This is a genomic window from Alkalisalibacterium limincola (assembly GCF_008017755.1).
GTDB lineage: Bacteria > Pseudomonadota > Gammaproteobacteria > Xanthomonadales > Xanthomonadaceae > Alkalisalibacterium > Alkalisalibacterium limincola.
In genome coordinates, this window is record NZ_VRTS01000006.1 from 73,193 (window position 1) to 88,625 (window position 15,433).

The 15,433-nt window shown below is 68.8% G+C and carries 14 protein-coding genes and 1 pseudogene; 8 read left to right on the forward strand and 7 right to left on the reverse strand.

Annotated elements, in window-relative coordinates; all coding sequences use genetic code 11:
• Positions 1 to 69: 69 nt before the first annotated feature.
• Positions 70 to 465 carry a carboxymuconolactone decarboxylase family protein gene (locus FU658_RS09535; protein WP_147891871.1) on the reverse strand — a complete coding sequence of 132 codons (396 nt, stop codon included), beginning with the start codon at positions 463 to 465 and terminating at the stop codon, positions 70 to 72.
• On the reverse strand, positions 462 to 752 hold the full coding sequence (grxC, locus tag FU658_RS09540) for a glutaredoxin 3 (protein WP_147891872.1): 291 nt from the start codon (positions 750 to 752) through the stop codon (positions 462 to 464). The genes FU658_RS09535 and grxC overlap by 4 nt, the downstream gene beginning before the upstream one ends.
• A gap of 261 nt (positions 753 to 1,013) precedes the next feature.
• On the opposite strand from grxC, the gene FU658_RS09545 reads away from it, so the two are divergent.
• The 5 genes and pseudogenes from FU658_RS09545 to FU658_RS09565 all read left to right on the forward strand — a co-directional run bounded on the left by FU658_RS09545 (position 1,014) and on the right by FU658_RS09565 (position 8,343).
• The gene (locus FU658_RS09545) at positions 1,014 to 2,519 is read left to right on the forward strand and encodes a M48 family metalloprotease (RefSeq protein ID WP_147891873.1); all 1,506 of its coding nucleotides are present in this window, start codon (positions 1,014 to 1,016) and stop codon (positions 2,517 to 2,519) included.
• 74 nt (positions 2,520 to 2,593) lie between these two features.
• Positions 2,594 to 3,285, forward strand: a pseudogene (phoB, locus tag FU658_RS09550) (phosphate regulon transcriptional regulator PhoB).
• On the forward strand, positions 3,276 to 4,601 hold the full coding sequence (gene phoR, locus FU658_RS09555) for a phosphate regulon sensor histidine kinase PhoR (RefSeq protein WP_147891874.1): 1,326 nt from the start codon (positions 3,276 to 3,278) through the stop codon (positions 4,599 to 4,601). The pseudogene phoB and the gene phoR overlap by 10 nt, the downstream one beginning before the upstream one ends.
• Before the next feature lie 85 nt (positions 4,602 to 4,686).
• Positions 4,687 to 6,810 carry a polyphosphate kinase 1 gene (gene ppk1, locus FU658_RS09560; protein ID WP_147891875.1) on the forward strand — a complete coding sequence of 708 codons (2,124 nt, stop codon included), beginning with the start codon at positions 4,687 to 4,689 and terminating at the stop codon, positions 6,808 to 6,810.
• 9 nt (positions 6,811 to 6,819) lie between these two features.
• Positions 6,820 to 8,343 carry a Ppx/GppA phosphatase family protein gene (locus FU658_RS09565; RefSeq protein WP_147891876.1) on the forward strand — a complete coding sequence of 508 codons (1,524 nt, stop codon included), beginning with the start codon at positions 6,820 to 6,822 and terminating at the stop codon, positions 8,341 to 8,343.
• Here the strand turns inward: FU658_RS09565 and sugE are convergent.
• Positions 8,340 to 8,657, reverse strand: a complete 318-nt coding sequence (sugE, locus tag FU658_RS09570; protein WP_147891877.1) for a quaternary ammonium compound efflux SMR transporter SugE — start codon at positions 8,655 to 8,657, stop codon at positions 8,340 to 8,342. The two genes, FU658_RS09565 and sugE, sit on opposite strands and share 4 nt — an antisense overlap.
• A 147-nt stretch (positions 8,658 to 8,804) precedes the next feature.
• Here sugE and FU658_RS09575 point away from each other — a divergent pair, with 147 nt between their 5' ends.
• Together FU658_RS09575 and FU658_RS09580 are read left to right on the forward strand one after the other, a co-directional pair.
• Complete coding sequence (locus FU658_RS09575; RefSeq protein WP_147891878.1) at positions 8,805 to 9,944, forward strand: glycosyltransferase family 4 protein; 1,140 nt, start codon at positions 8,805 to 8,807, stop codon at positions 9,942 to 9,944.
• A complete protein-coding gene (locus FU658_RS09580; RefSeq protein ID WP_147891879.1) occupies positions 9,941 to 10,471 on the forward strand; it encodes a phosphatase PAP2 family protein in 531 nt (176 codons plus the stop codon). Before FU658_RS09575 ends, FU658_RS09580 begins: the two co-directional genes overlap by 4 nt.
• Positions 10,472 to 10,547: 76 nt before the next feature.
• Here FU658_RS09580 and FU658_RS09585 read toward each other — a convergent pair whose 3' ends face one another.
• Positions 10,548 to 12,395: a DUF885 domain-containing protein gene (locus FU658_RS09585; RefSeq protein WP_222708403.1), complete on the reverse strand. Its 1,848-nt coding sequence runs from the start codon at positions 12,393 to 12,395 to the stop codon at positions 10,548 to 10,550.
• 111 nt (positions 12,396 to 12,506) lie between these two features.
• Between FU658_RS09585 and FU658_RS09590 the strand changes: the two genes are divergently transcribed.
• Positions 12,507 to 13,364 (forward strand): 23S rRNA (adenine(2030)-N(6))-methyltransferase RlmJ, encoded by an 858-nt coding sequence (locus tag FU658_RS09590; RefSeq protein ID WP_147891881.1) that lies wholly within the window; start codon positions 12,507 to 12,509, stop codon positions 13,362 to 13,364.
• Positions 13,365 to 13,378: 14 nt separating this feature from the next.
• Here the strand turns inward: FU658_RS09590 and chrA are convergent, their stop codons facing one another.
• The 3 genes from chrA to FU658_RS15305 are packed head-to-tail and all read right to left on the reverse strand — an operon-like array spanning position 13,379 to position 15,339.
• Entirely contained in the window at positions 13,379 to 14,719 is a 1,341-nt protein-coding gene (gene chrA / locus FU658_RS09595; protein ID WP_147891882.1) for a chromate efflux transporter, read from the reverse strand.
• A gap of 3 nt (positions 14,720 to 14,722) precedes the next feature.
• Positions 14,723 to 15,043 (reverse strand): copper chaperone PCu(A)C, encoded by a 321-nt coding sequence (locus tag FU658_RS09600; RefSeq protein ID WP_255505521.1) that lies wholly within the window; start codon positions 15,041 to 15,043, stop codon positions 14,723 to 14,725.
• Positions 15,022 to 15,339: a copper chaperone PCu(A)C gene (locus tag FU658_RS15305; RefSeq protein WP_255505522.1), complete on the reverse strand. Its 318-nt coding sequence runs from the start codon at positions 15,337 to 15,339 to the stop codon at positions 15,022 to 15,024. The genes FU658_RS09600 and FU658_RS15305 overlap by 22 nt, the downstream gene beginning before the upstream one ends.
• Positions 15,340 to 15,433: the final 94 nt, after the last annotated feature.

Sequence of the window (15,433 nt, forward strand, 5' to 3'; positions counted from 1 at the left end):
CTTCCTGCAGCCAACAGCCCGCTGGCGCCCTGCTTCCAGCCCGCCCGCCACCCTGTCGGGGCGCGCGCGTCAGTGCTCGTGGGAAGGGGCTTCGGGCGCGCCCTCGCCCTGCTCGATGCGGTCGAGGAAATCCACGGCGCGACGCAGGTGCGGGATCACGATCGACCCGCCGACGACCAGCGCGACGCTGAAGGTCTCGAACAGCTCCTGACGGCTGGCGCCGGCCTGCCGACACTGGGCCACGTGGTAGCTGATGCAGTCGTCGCAGCGCAGCACCATGGACGCGACGAGACCCAGCAGCTCCTTGGTCTTGTGGTCCAGCGCGCCCTCGCGGTAGGTCTGCGTGTCGAGCGCGAAGAACCTGCGCACGACCTGGTTGTCCTCCGCGAGGATCCGCTCGTTCATGCGCTTGCGGAACGCGGTGAATTCCGCGACGCGGTCGGCCTCGCTGTCGGCGGCGCTCATCCTGCGTTCTCCAGCAGCGGCTGGAGCCCGCCCTCGCGGTCGAGCCGGACCAGGTCGTCGTAGCCACCCACGTGGGTGTCGCCGACGAAAATCTGCGGCACGCTGGTGCGCTTGGACATTTCGAGCATCTTCTTTCGCTCTGCCGGGTCGAGGTCGATGCGGACTTCCTGGTATCCCACCCCCTTGTGGGTGAGATAGTTCTTCGCTGCCACGCAGTAGGGGCAGATGGCGGTGGAATAGATCGTCACGAGGCTCAAGGAAACTCTCCGGCAACAACGGCGGTCCAACCCATATGGTAGCCGGCCCGGCACTTTTCCAGTGCGGGCCTTCAGGTCCCTGACTGACACCCCCCGGAACGCACAACCCACCCGTGGTCACTGCCCGTTCACTACACGGGCGCCCCCCGGCCCCATGCTAGCCTCGCCCACGATGGAGAACACCCGCTTGCGCATGCCCCTGCTGTCACTGCTTGCCGCCGGACTCGTCTGCGGAGGCGCCCTTCTGGCCGGACCCGATGCCCGGGCCCAGCAGGCGTCCGGCTGCCCGACATGGGCTCTTCCGCCGGCACGCTGATCACCCCGGCCCAGGAAGCCCAGTACGGGGCCATGTACCTGCGCGAACTGCGCCGCTACGGGTGGGTGCTCGATGACCCGCTGCTGGATGGCTGGCTGAATTCACTGGGTTTCGAACTGGCCTCGGTGACCGAGAACTCCGGCAGCGACTACACGTTCTTCATGATCCGCTCGCGCCAGGTCAATGCCTTCGCCACCCTGGGCGGCTACATCGGCATGAACGCAGGCCTGGTGCTGACCGCTGAAAGCGAGGACGAGGTGGCTGCGGTCCTGGCGCACGAAATCGCCCACGTCACCCAGCGCCACATCGTGCGTTCGGTGGAGGCGGCCCAGAAGGACCAGATCCCGATCCTGCTGGGCATGCTGGCCGGCGCCATCGCGGCGCAGTCCGCAGGCAGCGCCGACGGGGCACAGGCAGCGATCGCCAGTGGCATGAGCCTGATGATGCAGCGCCAGATCAACCATACGCGCGCTGCCGAGCAGGAGGCCGATCGACTCGGGATCCAGACGCTGGCACGCGCGGGCTACGATCCCGACGCGATGGCCGGCTTCTTCGGCCGCATGGGACGGATCTCCCGGGCAGGCGGGGGGGAAGGCGGGGTGCCGGAGTTCCTCCGGACCCACCCGGTCACCACCAACCGGATCAGCGAAGCGCGGGACCGGGCCCAGCGCATGCGCCAGGATCCGCCGCGGGACTTTTCCTCGCGCCGCGCCGGCCATAGCCATCCGCTGCTCCCGGCCGGCCTGGCGCTGGACCGCGACGTGCTGGGCGGCCCCCGCCAGTCGCATCGCTTCGACCTCGCCCGTGAACGGCTCAGGGTGCTCACCGCCCCCTCCCCCCCTCAAGCAGTGGACGAGTACCGGCGCATAGGCGAGCGGTCTCCGGACGGCCTCAGCGATGCGCAGCGCTATGGCTATGCCCTTGCGCGAATCCGCCATGGCCAGGCGCAAGCGGCGGTGACGGAGCTGCAGTCCCTGATCGAGCGGCATCCCACCGACCACTGGCTGACCCTGGCGCTGGCCGAGGCCCAGCACCAGGCGGGCGACCATGCCACGGCGGTGGAGACCTACGAGTCGCTGCACCGGTCGATGCCGAACAACCTCGCGGTCGCCCTGTCCTATGCCCAGGCGCTCAACGAGACGGGAACCCGCGAGGCCGGCGTGCGCGCACAGACCCTGCTGCGCCCGATCGCGCGCAGCTCGGCGGCCGACTTCAGCTACCAGCGCATCCTCGCCCGGGCCAGCGAACTGGCCGGCGACGACATCCGCGCCGCCGAGGCGCACGCGGAAGTGGCCTTCCTCAACGGTCGCGCCGAGGATGCACTGAACCAGTTGCGGGGCTTGCAGCAGCGCAATGACCTCGACTACGTCCAGCGCGCGCGCATCGATGCGCGCATCACCGAGGTGACGCCGATCGTCCTGGAGATGCAGCGCCAGGGCATCGGCCCGGACGGGCGCAGGCGCTCGGACCCGCGCGGCTAGGACGGCATGGTCACGAAACAGACATAAAACTGTTATCTACTGGCACGCAGACCAACCAGCCATGGGAAACGAGCGTGCACAAGCGCATCCTGATTGTCGACGACGAGCCCGCGATCCGTGAGATGGTCGCCTTCGCATTGCGCAAGGGTGAGTTCGAGCCGGTGCATGCCGGCGACATGCGCGAGGCCCAGTCGGCGATCGCCGAGCGGGTCCCCGACCTCATCCTGCTGGACTGGATGCTGCCGGGCATGAGCGGCCTGGAGCTGGCACGGCGCTGGCGCAAGGACGAGCTCACCCGCGAGATCCCGATCATCATGCTGACCGCCCGGGGCGAGGAGAACGACCGCGTCAGCGGCCTCGATGCCGGGGTCGACGACTATGTCGTGAAGCCGTTTTCCGCCCGCGAACTGCTGGCGCGCATCCGCGCCGTCATGCGGCGTTCGCGCGGCGACGAGGAGGACGGCAGCGTCAGCATCGGCGGCCTGCGCATCGACGGCGCGGCGCATCGCGTCCACGCCGGCGACACCCCGATCCACATCGGCCGACCGAATACCGCCTGCTGCACTTCTTCATGACCCACCCCGAGCGCGTGTATTCGCGCTCGCAGCTGCTCGACCACGTCTGGGGCGGCAACGTGTACGTGGAGGAGCGCACCGTCGACGTGCACATCCGGCGCCTGCGCAAGAGCCTGGAGCCGTACCAGCTCGATGGCATGGTGCAGACCGTGCGGGGGGCGGGCTACCGGTTCTCGCAGTCATGCGACTGATCGCGGCGCGCCACTGGCGGCATACCTTCTACCGGCTCCTGCTCGTCTACACCCTCGTGGTGGTGCCGGCGGCGGTCGCGGGGGAACTGTGGATGGGCGTGGCCATCGCATCCACCGCAGTGGCCGCCTGGAGCCTGGTGCGCCTGGCGCACATCGTGGAACGGCTGCGCTACCAGCGTCGCTTCACTCCGCCGGAAGGCTGGGGTGCCTGGTCCGAACTCGAGGCATTGCTCTACCAGCGCCAGCGCGAGACCCGCATGCGCAAGCGCCGGCTGCTGTCGATGTTGCGTGCCTACCGCGAGGCCGCTGCGTCCCTGCCCGACGCGGTCATCGTGATGGACCGCGCCCACCTCCGGGTGCGCTGGTTCAACGAGGCCGCGCAGCGCCTGGTGGGAATGAACTACCCGCGCGACATGGGCGCGGCGTTCACCCACGTGGTGCGAACGCCCAAGGTGGTGGACTGGCTGCGTGCCGGCCGCACCGACGAGCCGCTCATGGACATGCCCGCGCCCGTCGACGACACGATGCGACTGAGCTACCGGCTCATCCCCTACTTCGACGACCAGTGGTTGCTGGTGGTACGCGACGTCACCAAGCTGATGCACCTGGAGCAGGTGCGGCGCGACTTCGTGGCGAACGTTTCGCATGAACTGCGCACGCCCCTGACCGTGGTGCACGGCTACCTGGACCTTCTGGAACCGGAGGAAAAGCCCGACTGGGCACCGATGCTCACGGAGATGCGCCACCAGTCCCAGCGCATGACCCAGATCGTGGAGGACCTGCTGACCCTGTCGCGGCTGGAGGCCCAGGAACGCCTGCCGGAGGAATCGGTCAGCATGGCGTCGATGCTGGCGACGCTGCGTCGCGAAGCGGATGCCCTGAGCCAGGGCCGCCATACCGTGAGCATCAGCGACGAGACCTCGCTGGACCTGTGCGGCTCGACGAAGGAGCTGCACAGCGCGTTCTCGAACCTGGTGACCAATGCGGTGCGCTACACCCCCAATGGCGGCCGCATCGGCATCTCCCTGCGCGACACGCCCGACGGTGGCCTGTCGCTGGAGGTATCCGATACCGGCAACGGCATCCCCCCGCAGCACCTTGGCCGCATCACCGAGCGCTTCTACCGCGTGTCCACCAGTCGCAGCCGGGATTCCGGCGGCACCGGGCTGGGACTGTCGATCGTGAAGCACGTGCTCGCGCTGCACCAGGCACGGCTGGAGATCGAGAGCGAGGTGGGATTCGGCAGCACCTTCCGCGTCGTCTTCGGCCCCGAGCGCGCGCTGGAGCGCAGCGAGCACGACGATGCCCTGGCCTGAGGCCGCCCGCGGCCCGGGCCGCGTGCCGGTGGGCTAAGCTGGTCCTTCATTCCCCCACACCCCGATATTCCCTGCGCGACAGACCATGACCAAAGCCCAGCCCCCGACAAGCTTTCCCCCGCAGGCACCGGAGGCACCGGGACCCGGGGAAGCGCTCGACCTCGACCAGCCCGCGCTGTACCTCAACCGCGAGCTGTCCCAGCTCGAGTTCAACTTCCGCGTGCTGGCCCAGGCGATGGACGAGCGGGTTCCGATCCTGGAGCGCCTGCGCTACCTGTGCATTTCCTGCACGAACCTCGACGAGTTCTTCGAGATCCGGGTCGCGGCGGTGCGCCACCAGCTGCAGTTCGGCGGCCCCCTGTCCCCGGACGGACTGCCGCCGACCCTGGCAATGAAGGCGATCCACCAGCGCGCCGCCGACCTGGTCGAGCAGCAGTACCGCTACTGGAACGACGTGCTGCGCCCCTCGCTGGCCGACTCGGGAATCCGCATCCTGGGCCCCGCGGCGTGGAATGCGCGCCAGAAGCGCTGGCTGCAGAAATACTTCCGCGACGAGATCCTGCCGGTGCTCTCGCCGCTGGGCCTGGATCCCGCACACCCGTTCCCGCGCATCCTCAACAAGTCGCTCAACATCGTCGTGGTGCTCAAGGGCAAGGATGCGTTCGGTCGGGCCGGCCACCTCGCGATCGTGCGTGCGCCGCGCTCGCTGCCCCGCATCATCCAGGTGCCAGCCTCGGTGTCGGGCGGCGAGCACGACTTCGTGCTGCTCTCGGGCGTCCTGTCCTCGTTCGTCGACGAGCTGTTCCCCGGCATGCAGGTCAAGGGTGCCTACCAGTTCCGTGTCACCCGCAACTCCGAGCTGTTCGTCGACGAGGAGGAGGTCGAGAACCTCGCCCATGCGCTGAAGGATGAACTGGCCGGTCGCGGATTCCGCCACGCGGTGCGCCTGGAGATCGCGGAGAACTGCCCCAAGGCGATCACCGCCGAACTGCTGAAGAACTTCGAGTTGCCCGAGACCGCGCTCTACCGCATCAACGGCCCGGTCAACCTCAACCGCGTCACGCAGGTCTACGACCTGGTCGACCGGCCGGAGCTGAAATTCCCGCCGTTCAAGCCACGCCAGAACCATTTCGATGCGGAAAGCCCCTTCGACACGATCCGCGAGGGCGACGTCCTCCTGCACCACCCGTTCGACTCGTTCTCATCGGTGCTCGAGCTCCTGCAGCAGGCGGCCACCGACACCAACGTGCTGGCGATCAAGCAGACGCTCTACCGCACCGGCGCCGACTCGCCGATGGTCGAGAAGCTGATCCAGGCCGCGCGCAACGGCAAGGACGTCACGGTGGTGGTGGAGCTGCGCGCGCGCTTCGACGAGGAAGCCAACATCCGCCTGGCCGACCAGCTGCAGGAAGCCGGCGTGCAGGTCGTGTACGGCGTGGTGGGCTACAAGACCCACGCCAAGATGATGCTTATCGTGCGCCGCGAGCCGGGGGGCCTGCGCCGCTACGCCCACCTGGGCACCGGCAACTACCACCCCGGCACGGCGAAGGTGTACACCGACATCGGACTGATGACGGCGCGCCCGACGGTGACCGCCGACGTGCACCAGCTGTTCCAGCAGCTCTCCGGCCTCGCCCCGCTCATCAAGCTCAACTGCCTGCTGCAATCCCCGTTCACGCTTCACGCGGGCCTGCTCAAGCGCATCGCGCGCGAGGCGGCGCTGGCGCGTTCGGGCAAGCCGGGGCGGATCATCGCCAAGCTCAATGCGATCAACGAGGCCGAGGTGATCCACGCGCTGTACGACGCCTCGCGCGCCGGCGTGCAGATCGACCTGATCGTACGCGGTGCCTGTGGCCTGCGCCCCGGCGTGCCTGGTGTGTCGGAGAACATCCGCGTGCGCTCGATCATCGGCCGCTTCCTCGAGCATTCGCGCGTGTACTTCTTCGGCAACGAGGGCAAGCCGGAGCTGTTCTGTTCCAGTGCCGACTGGCTGGAACGCAACCTGCTTCGCCGGGTCGAGACCTGCTTCCCGATCCTCGACCCGGAGCTGTTCGCACGCGTCTACGAGGAGGAGCTGGCAAACTACCTCGCCGACAACACCCACGCCTGGGCGCTGCAGCCGGATGGCAGCTACGCGCGGCTGGAGCCCGAGGACGGCGCCATGCCCCATTCGGCCCAGCAGGCCCTGCTGGCCAAGCTGTGCAACTGAGCCCGACGAATGCCTGACTCGACCACCGCGCTCAAGGACGACGAACTTCTGGCCGCCGTCGACCTGGGTTCCAACAGTTTCCACATGGTGGTGGCGCGCTACACGCTGGGTGAAGCGCGCCGGATCGACAAGCTGCGCGACATGGTGCGCATGGCCGAGGGTCTCGACGGGCGCGGGGGATTGCGCCCCGACGTGATGCAGCGTGCGCTCGATGCGCTATCGCGCTTCGGCCAGCGGGTTCGCGACCTGCCCCACCACCGGGTACGGGCCATCGCCACCAATTCCGTGCGCTCCCTGCGCCGCCCGCAGGCGTTCCTGTTGCCGGCCGAGACTGCGCTGGGCCACCCGATCGAGGTGGTCAGCGGTCGCGAGGAGGCGCGCCTGATCTACCTGGGCGTGCTGCAGGGCCAGCCCAATGGCGGACATCGCCGCCTGGTCATGGACATCGGCGGTGGCTCGACCGAGTTCATCATCGGCGAGAACCTGGACACGCTGGAACGCGAAAGCCTGCAGATGGGCTGCGTCGGCACGACCCGCCGCTTCTTCGGGAACGGCCGGCTGTCGCCGAAGAAGTGGAACGACGCGCTGACCGAGATCTCCGCGGAGTTCCAGCAGTTCGCCACGACCTACCGCCACCTGGGCTGGAACGGGGCGATCGGCTCTTCCGGGACGATCAAGACGATCGGGAAGATCGCCGCCCGACTCGACGAGGAGGGGCAGGGGCTCATCACCGCGCGGGCGGTGTCGATGATCCGCGACCGCCTGCTCAGGGCCGACCACATCGATGCGATCGACCTTCCCGCCCTGCCCCCGGAACGGCGCGCGGTCATCGCTGGCGGCTTGCTGGTGCTGGAGGCGGCGTTCAACGAACTGGGCATCGAGGCGATGGAGATATCCAAGACCGCGATGCGCGAAGGCATCCTCTTCGACATGGTCGGCCGCGCCACCGCGCACGACCCGCGCGAGGGATCGGTCAACGCGATGATGCGCCGCTACGGTGTCGATGAAACCCAGGCGGTGCGGGTCGAGGCCGCGGCGTTGACCCTGTTCGAGCAGGCCGCCGAGCCCTGGGACCTCGATGTCGAGGACCGCCACATGCTGGCCTGGGCTGCGCGCGTGCACGAAGTCGGCCTGGCGATCGCGCACAGCCAGCACCACCAGCATGGCGCCTATCTGGTGCAGCACTCCGACATCGCCGGCTTCACGCGCAACGAGCAGCAGCTTCTGGCCACCCTGGTGCGCTGCCAGCGGCGGGCCATCCCGATGGAGTCGATCCGGGCGCTGCCCGAGCGCCAGGCCATGGTGGCGATGAAGCTCATTCCGCTGCTGCGGCTGGCGGTGCTGCTGCACCGCAGCCACGACCGCGCACCGCTGCCCGCGCTGGGCCTCGAAGTCGGCCTGCACCAGGCCTCGCTGAGGCTGTCCTCGAACTGGCTGGACCAGCATCCGCTGACGCGCACCGACCTGGAGACCGAGCGCGAGCTGCTCTCGCCGTTCGGCCTGAAGCTCCACATCGGCGGCAACCGCGCCTAGGCGCTGGACAGCTTCAGCCCCACGATGCCGGCCACGATCAGGCCGGCGCTGAGCACCCGGGCCGGCGTCAGCGGCTCTGCGAACCAGACCACGCCGACGGTGAACGCTCCGATCGCACCGATACCGGTCCACACGGCGTAGGCCGTGCCCAGTGGCAGGCTACGCATCGCCATCGCCAGCAGCACGACGCTGACGGCCATCGCCAGTACCGTCGTGAGCGACGCGATGGGACGGGTGAACCCCTCGGACACCTTGAGCCCGACGGCCCAGACCACTTCGAAGGCGCCGGCAAGCAACAACACGATCCAGGACATGACCCCTCTCCTTTCCAGGTGGGGTCGTCCCCGAGCAAAGACATGCGGCACCCGGGTCGTCCCGGGCACCAGTCACCCAACCGTAATCCAGGCGTCATGGCGGCTTCAACTGTCCGGTTCAGCATGGGCTCAACCTGGAGCCCGCCCATGCGCTTCGCCATCGTTTCCGAGACCTATCCGCCCGAGATCAACGGCGTCGCCCTGACGGTGGCATCGCTGGAGCAGGGCCTGCGCGACCTGGGCCACGCCGTCGAGCTGGCAAGGCCGCGACGCAGTGACGATCCGGCGCAGGACCCCGACACCGTGCTGGTACGCAGTGCACCCGTACCGCGCTACCCCGGCCTGCGCTTCGGGCTTCCCTGCACCGCGGCGCTGAGGGCCCGCTGGGCGCGGGAGCGACCCGATGCGATCTACATCGCCACCGAGGGGCCGCTGGGATGGTCCGCGCTGCGCGCCGCGCGCCGGCTCGCGATACCCGCGGCCACCGGCTTCCACACCCGCTTCGACGACTACGCCGCCCGTTACGGCATGGGCTTCCTCACCCCGGCCGTGTTCTCCTGGTTGCGGCGCTTCCACAACCAGGGTGCCGCCACGCTGGTGCCCACCGACCAGCTCGCCGGGTTCCTGGCCTCGCGCGGCTTCCTCAACGTGGTCAAGCTCAGCCGCGCGGTCGACACCACGCTTTTCCATCCGTCCCGCCGCGACCTCGGGCTGCGCAAGGAATGGGGCCTGGCCGAAGACGACCTGGCCGTGGTGCACGTGGGCCGCATCGCGCCGGAAAAGAACCTTTCGCTCGCGGTGTCCACGTTCCGTGCGCTCCAGGCCCAGCGTCCGGACGCCCGCTACATCTGGGTGGGCGATGGTCCATCGAGGGGCGCATTGCAACGCGAGAACCCGGACTTCATCTTCGCAGGCCTTCGTCGTGGGGACGACCTCGCCCGGCATTTCGCCAGTGCCGACCTGTTCCCCTTCCCCAGCACCTCGGAAACCTTCGGCAACGTCACCCTGGAGGCGATGGCCTCGGGAGTGGCCACGGTGGCCTACGACTACGGGGCAGCCCGCGAACACATCCGCGATCGCATCAACGGCCGGGCGATCGAGGTCGATGCCGCCGCGGCCTTCACGCGGGCCACCGTGGCACTCGCCAGCGACGACGCGACCCGCGCACAACTGGCACGGGTCGGCCGGCACAGCGTGGAGGGGCTCTGTCCGGCCTCGGTGTCGCGCCAGTTCGAGGACATCCTCGCCGGGCTCGCCCGGACCGACCGCAGGGAGAATGCCGCATGAGCCCGTCCACCCGCCTGCTGCGCCACGAAGCGAACCTGTGCCTGGCCGCCAATCGCTGGTGCCGGACATCGCCGGTCCGCGGCTACTTCACCCGGGTCAGCCGGCTTGGCGACGGCATGATCTGGTACCTGCTGATGGCGGCCATCGTGGTGATCGACGGTTATGCCGGCCTGGTGGCCTCGACCCACATGGCCGCGACCGGCCTGGCGGCGCTGACGCTGTACACCGTGCTCAAGCGCTGGACCCGGCGCCCCCGGCCCTACGCAAGCGATCGGCGCATCCTGGCGCTGGTGCCGGCACTCGACGAGTTCAGTTTCCCCTCCGGCCACACGCTCCACGCGGTCGCCTTCAGCACGGTCGCGATCGCCCACTACCCGCTGCTGGCGCTCCTGCTGGTGCCGTTCACGCTCAGCGTGGCGTGTTCCCGGGTGGTCCTGGGACTGCACTATCCCAGCGACGTGGTCGCCGCCACGCTCATTGCGCTGGCACTGGGCAGCGCCTCGTTGTGGATACTGCCGGTCGCCTGACCGTCGCGTACTTCGAGAACAGTCCACACGTACCTGTGCAGGCTTTCGCGTGCGCCGGTCGACACACGCACGCCGGTTACGGCGAATCCGCCCGTGACGCAATCCAACGATCCACCCGCTGCTCCAACAGCGTCATCGGCATTGCTCCGCCGAGCAGGACGACGTTGTGGAACTCGCGGATGTCGAAGTCATCGCCCAGCGCCGCCTGGGCCCGGCCCCGCAGCATCAGGATGTGCTCCATGCCGACCTTGTAGGCCAGGGCCTGGCCGGGCATGACAAGGTAGCGTTCGATCTCGGCCACCACGTCGCCCTGCGGCATCCCGGTCTTCTGGCGCATGTAGGTGATGGCGCGCTCGCGCGTCCACTGCTGGTGGTGCAGGCCGGTGTCGACGACCAGCCGCACCGCGCGGAACATCTCCGCCTGCAGGCGACCCAGGTCGTCCAGCGGATCCTCCATGAAGCCCGCCTCCTTGGCCAGACGCTCGGCGTAGAGTGCCCAGCCCTCGGAGTAGGCGGTGAACGGCAGCAACTTGCGGAAGGTCGGGACGCCCCGCAGCTCCTGCTTCAGGGCCACCTGGAAATGATGGCCGGGAACGCCCTCGTGGTAGGCCAGCGTAGCCATCGAGAAACGCGGGATCTCGCCGACATCGCGCAGGTTGATGTAGAACACACCGGGGCGCGACCCGTCGAAGGCCGGCGCGTTGTAGTAGGCCCCGGGGGCGGTCGCCTCGCGGAACGCGGGCACGCGTTCCACCCGCATCGCCGCGGCCGGCCGCACGTCGAACCAGTCGTCCATGCCGGCATCGATCTCGTCGATGAGGCGCTGGAAGTCGGCGATGATCTGTTCGCGACCCTCGTCGGTGTCCGGGTAGAGCTGGTCGGGCCGGCGGGAAATGCGATCCACGCGCGTGCCGACCGTACCCGACGCCAATCCCTCGGCGCGCAGGATCACATCCATCTCGCGCTCGATGCGCTCGACTTCGACCAGGCCCAACTCGTGCACCTGGTCGGGCGTCATGTCGGTGGTGGTGTGCATGCGCACCAGCCATTCGTAGTAGGCCTCCCCCTCGGGCATCGCCCAGACGCCATCGTTCCCGCGCACGCGCGGCAGCAAGGCGTCGTAGTAGGAGACCAGGCCGTTGTAGGCGGGGAACACATCGATCTCGATCGCCGTCCTGACACGCTCCAGGATGCGCTCGCGCTCGCGTTCGCCGATCCTGTCCTGGGGAAGCCTGTCGAGCTTCTCTACCAAAGAGGTGTAGAGGATGTTCTCTTCCACGCCCGCCCCGACGAACCCGCGCATCTCCTCCAACACCTTCTCGATGACGAAGCGTGGTGGAACGATGCCCTGCTGTTCGCGATAACGCAGGCCCTGGTGCACCTGCGCGAACACCACCGGAAACTGCTTCAGGCGAGCAATGTAGTTCTCGGCATCGCGCGTGCGCTCGACCGGATGCTGGGTGGCGAGGAAGGTCGGCAGGCCGTTCTGGATGCCGAAGAGCTGGTTGAGCGGGTGGTTGTGGAACGCGAACGGCTCGCCTTCGACCTGGATGCCCAGGAAGTAGTCGAGGATGTCGTAGGACTCCCTGCCCGCCTCGTCGAGCTGCTCGCGGTCGTAGCGGTGGAGCATCTCCAGCGCGTCACGGATCTGCTGCTGGCTTTCCCGGGTGCGCGCTATCGAGCGGTCGGTCAGCTTGTCGGAGTGGAAGTCCAGCCACGAAGGGAGGATGCGGAGACTGGAAAGCAGTTCCGGATCGTCGAGGGCGAACTCGATGAACACGCGCTCGTAGAACCAGTTGATGCGCAGCGGCTTGAACCACACCGTATGCGCGACAAGCAGCACCAGCAGGAGCAACAGCACCAGCAACCCGCGCCAGGTCCACCCCCACACCCGCCGGGCCCGCGCGCTTCCCGCCCCACTCACCGTAGCCGCCATCGATTCCCTCCAAGAGATCCCACGCCCCATCGCCGCGCACACACGCGCGGCGTGATCCACCATACTGGGTCCCACCGACCGACCACAGTCCCTGAAGTCATGAACTACCGCCACGGCTTCCATGCCGGCAACCACGCAGACGTCCTCAAGCACGTGGTGCTGCTGGCCGTTCTCGACGCGCTGCTGGCGAAGCCCAAGCCGTTGTCCGTGCTCGACACCCATGCCGGCCGCGGCAGCTACCCGCTGTCGGGAACGCAGTCGCGCAAGACCGGCGAAGCCGACAGCGGCATCGCCCGGCTGCGGCAAGCCCCCGCCCGCGTGCTGGAGGTGCCGGCCATCGCGCGCTACCTGCAGGTGGTCGATGAACTGGCCGCGCAGGCGGGCGACGCCGATACCTACCCGGGGTCACCCTGGCTGATCGCCTCGGAGTTGCGCGCCGACGACCGCCTGGCGTGTTGCGAGATCCAGGCCGAGGAAGCCGATGCGCTTCGCGACCTGCTGGGGAGCGACCCGCGCGTGGGCGTGCACCGTCGCGACGGCTACGAGGCCATGCACGCCCTGCTGCCGCCCATGCCGCGACGGGGACTGGTGCTGATCGACCCCCCCTACGAAACCCAGCTGGCCGAGTTCGACACCGCGATGGATGCGCTCAAGGATGCGCTCTCGCGCTGGCCGCAGGGCAGCTACGCCCTGTGGTATCCGATCAAGCGGCGCCGCGAGCTGCATGGCTTCTTCCGCCGCGCCGCGCGCCTGCAGGCAAAATCGGTCCTGTGCGTGGAACTGCTGGTGCGTGCGGACGACTCGCCGCTGCGGCTCAATGGCAGTGGCATGCTGCTGGTGAACCCGCCCTGGCAGGTGGACCGGCGCATCGACCCGGCCCTGCAGGCGCTGCGCGACGCGCTGGGCGAGCCCGGCGCGAGCTGGCGGATGGAGTGGCTCAAGCCCGAGGCGCCCTGAACCGGCGCCCCCCGTCAGCCGGCAACGGCTCCGAAGAGCAGGCCGGCGGCGGCACAGGCAGGAACGACCCACAGCACCGACCAGCCGCGCCAGACCAGGCCGGCGAACATCACGCTCGACAGCAACACCACGAAGGCCACCGTCCAGGCATCCGCGGCCGACAGCAGGCTCCAGCCGAACCACAGCGCCAGATTGGCGATCACCCCCACCACGGCGGCAGTGATCGCCGTCAGTGCCGCGTTCGCGGCCGGCCACTCGCGCAGGCGCTCGATCCACGGCGCCACCGGCAGCACGAACAGGAAACTGGGCACGAAGGTCACCCACACGGTGATGGCGGCGCCCAGCAGGGCCGAGACCAGCGGGGACGCCAGGTCGGGCTGCTGCCAGCCGCCGACGAAGCCGACGAACTCCAGCACCAGGATCAGCGGTCCCGGCGTCGTTTCAGCCAGCCCCAGGCCGACCATCATCTGCCCCGGGGCCAGCCACTGGTGCACCTCCACCGCCTGCTGGGCGACGTAGGGCAACACCGCATAGGCTCCGCCGAAGGTCACCACCGCGGCCTTGGAAAAAAACAGCGCCTGGGCGAAGCCGGTGCTGTCGGTGCCCAGGCCGATGCCCACCGCAGCCACAGGCAGCCACCACGCCAGCAGGATGATCACGGCCAGCCCCAGCGACCAGCGCAGGCTGCGTGACGGGCCGGACACTTCCCCGGCCGGCCCTGCCGCCCCGTGCACCGCGGGCTGCGGCAGCAAGGCGGGCCGAAAGCGTCCCACCAGCCACCCCACCAGCGCCGCGCTGGCGATGATCATGGGGAAAGGCACCGACAGCACGCCGATCGCAAACAGCGCCGCAACCGCCAGGCCCACTGCGAGGGGGCCGCGCAGGACCCGCTTGCCGATGCGGATGACGGCCTGGGCGATGATCGCCAGCACGCCCGCCTGTAGCCCGAGCAGCACGCCGGCCACGGCCGGCACATCACCGAAGCTCATGTAGACCCAGGCCAGCACGGCGATGACCAGTGCCCCGGGCAGCACGAACAGGCCACCGGCAACCACGCCTCCCCAGACCCCGTGCAGGCGCCAGCCCAGGTAGGCGGCCAGCTGCGTGGCCTCCGGCCCCGGCAGCAGCATGGAATAGTTCAAACCGTGCAGGAAGGCCGATTCCGACACCCAGCCACGGCGCTCGACCAGCTCGGCATGCATCAGCGCGATCTGGCCCGCAGGACCGCCGAAACTCAACCAGCCCAGCTTCCACCACAGTGCAAGGGCGTCAAGGAACCGCGGCGCAGGCGGTTGTTCCGAAGGCCCGATCCCGGCGTCGCCCCCACCGCCCTCGCCACGAACGGCGTGGCCCACGCGTCAGTGCCCGTGATGGTCGTGGTGTTCCTCGTCGTCTCCAGCGGCATCGGGGCCGCGCATGCGCAAGGCGCCATCCGCAGGTGCCTCGCCGGGGGCATAGACGTCCATCCGCGCCTCGCGCTCACCCACGCCCTCGAAAACCAGCGTCACCGGAATGCCTTCACCGGCCTGCCAGCGCGCGGTATCGGGGCCGAAGAACATCAAGTGCAGGCCACCCGGCCGCAGATCCACCGAAATTCCACCGGGAAGCGGGAGGCCTCCTTCCACCTCGCGCATCTGCATCGTGCCATCGCCGGCACTCACCATTTCGTGGATCTCCACGCGCTCCGCGGCCTCGCTGCGGACCTCGAGGAGGCGGTCATCGACTGCGTGCCGTTGATGAGCGTGAGGTAGCCCGCAGCGACCGGCGCGTTGGGCGGTACCGCCCGGGTCCAGACCTGCTGCACGATCACCTCGGCCGCCGGGGCATCCACTGGGGGTGCCTGCGCGCTGCCCGCCTCCGGCTGCGTGGGTGCATCGACGACCGCGTCGTCGGCGGCATCGTCGCGGCCACACCCGGCCAACGCCAGCACCAATACCGGCAGGATCAATCCCCCGACCAGAAAACGATGATTCATGATGTCTCTCCAGATTCCCGTAAGACGAAACGCGACCGTGCAGTCCTGCTTGCGATCATAGCCGAGCGGCCGCGGCCTGACCTTCGGCACTACG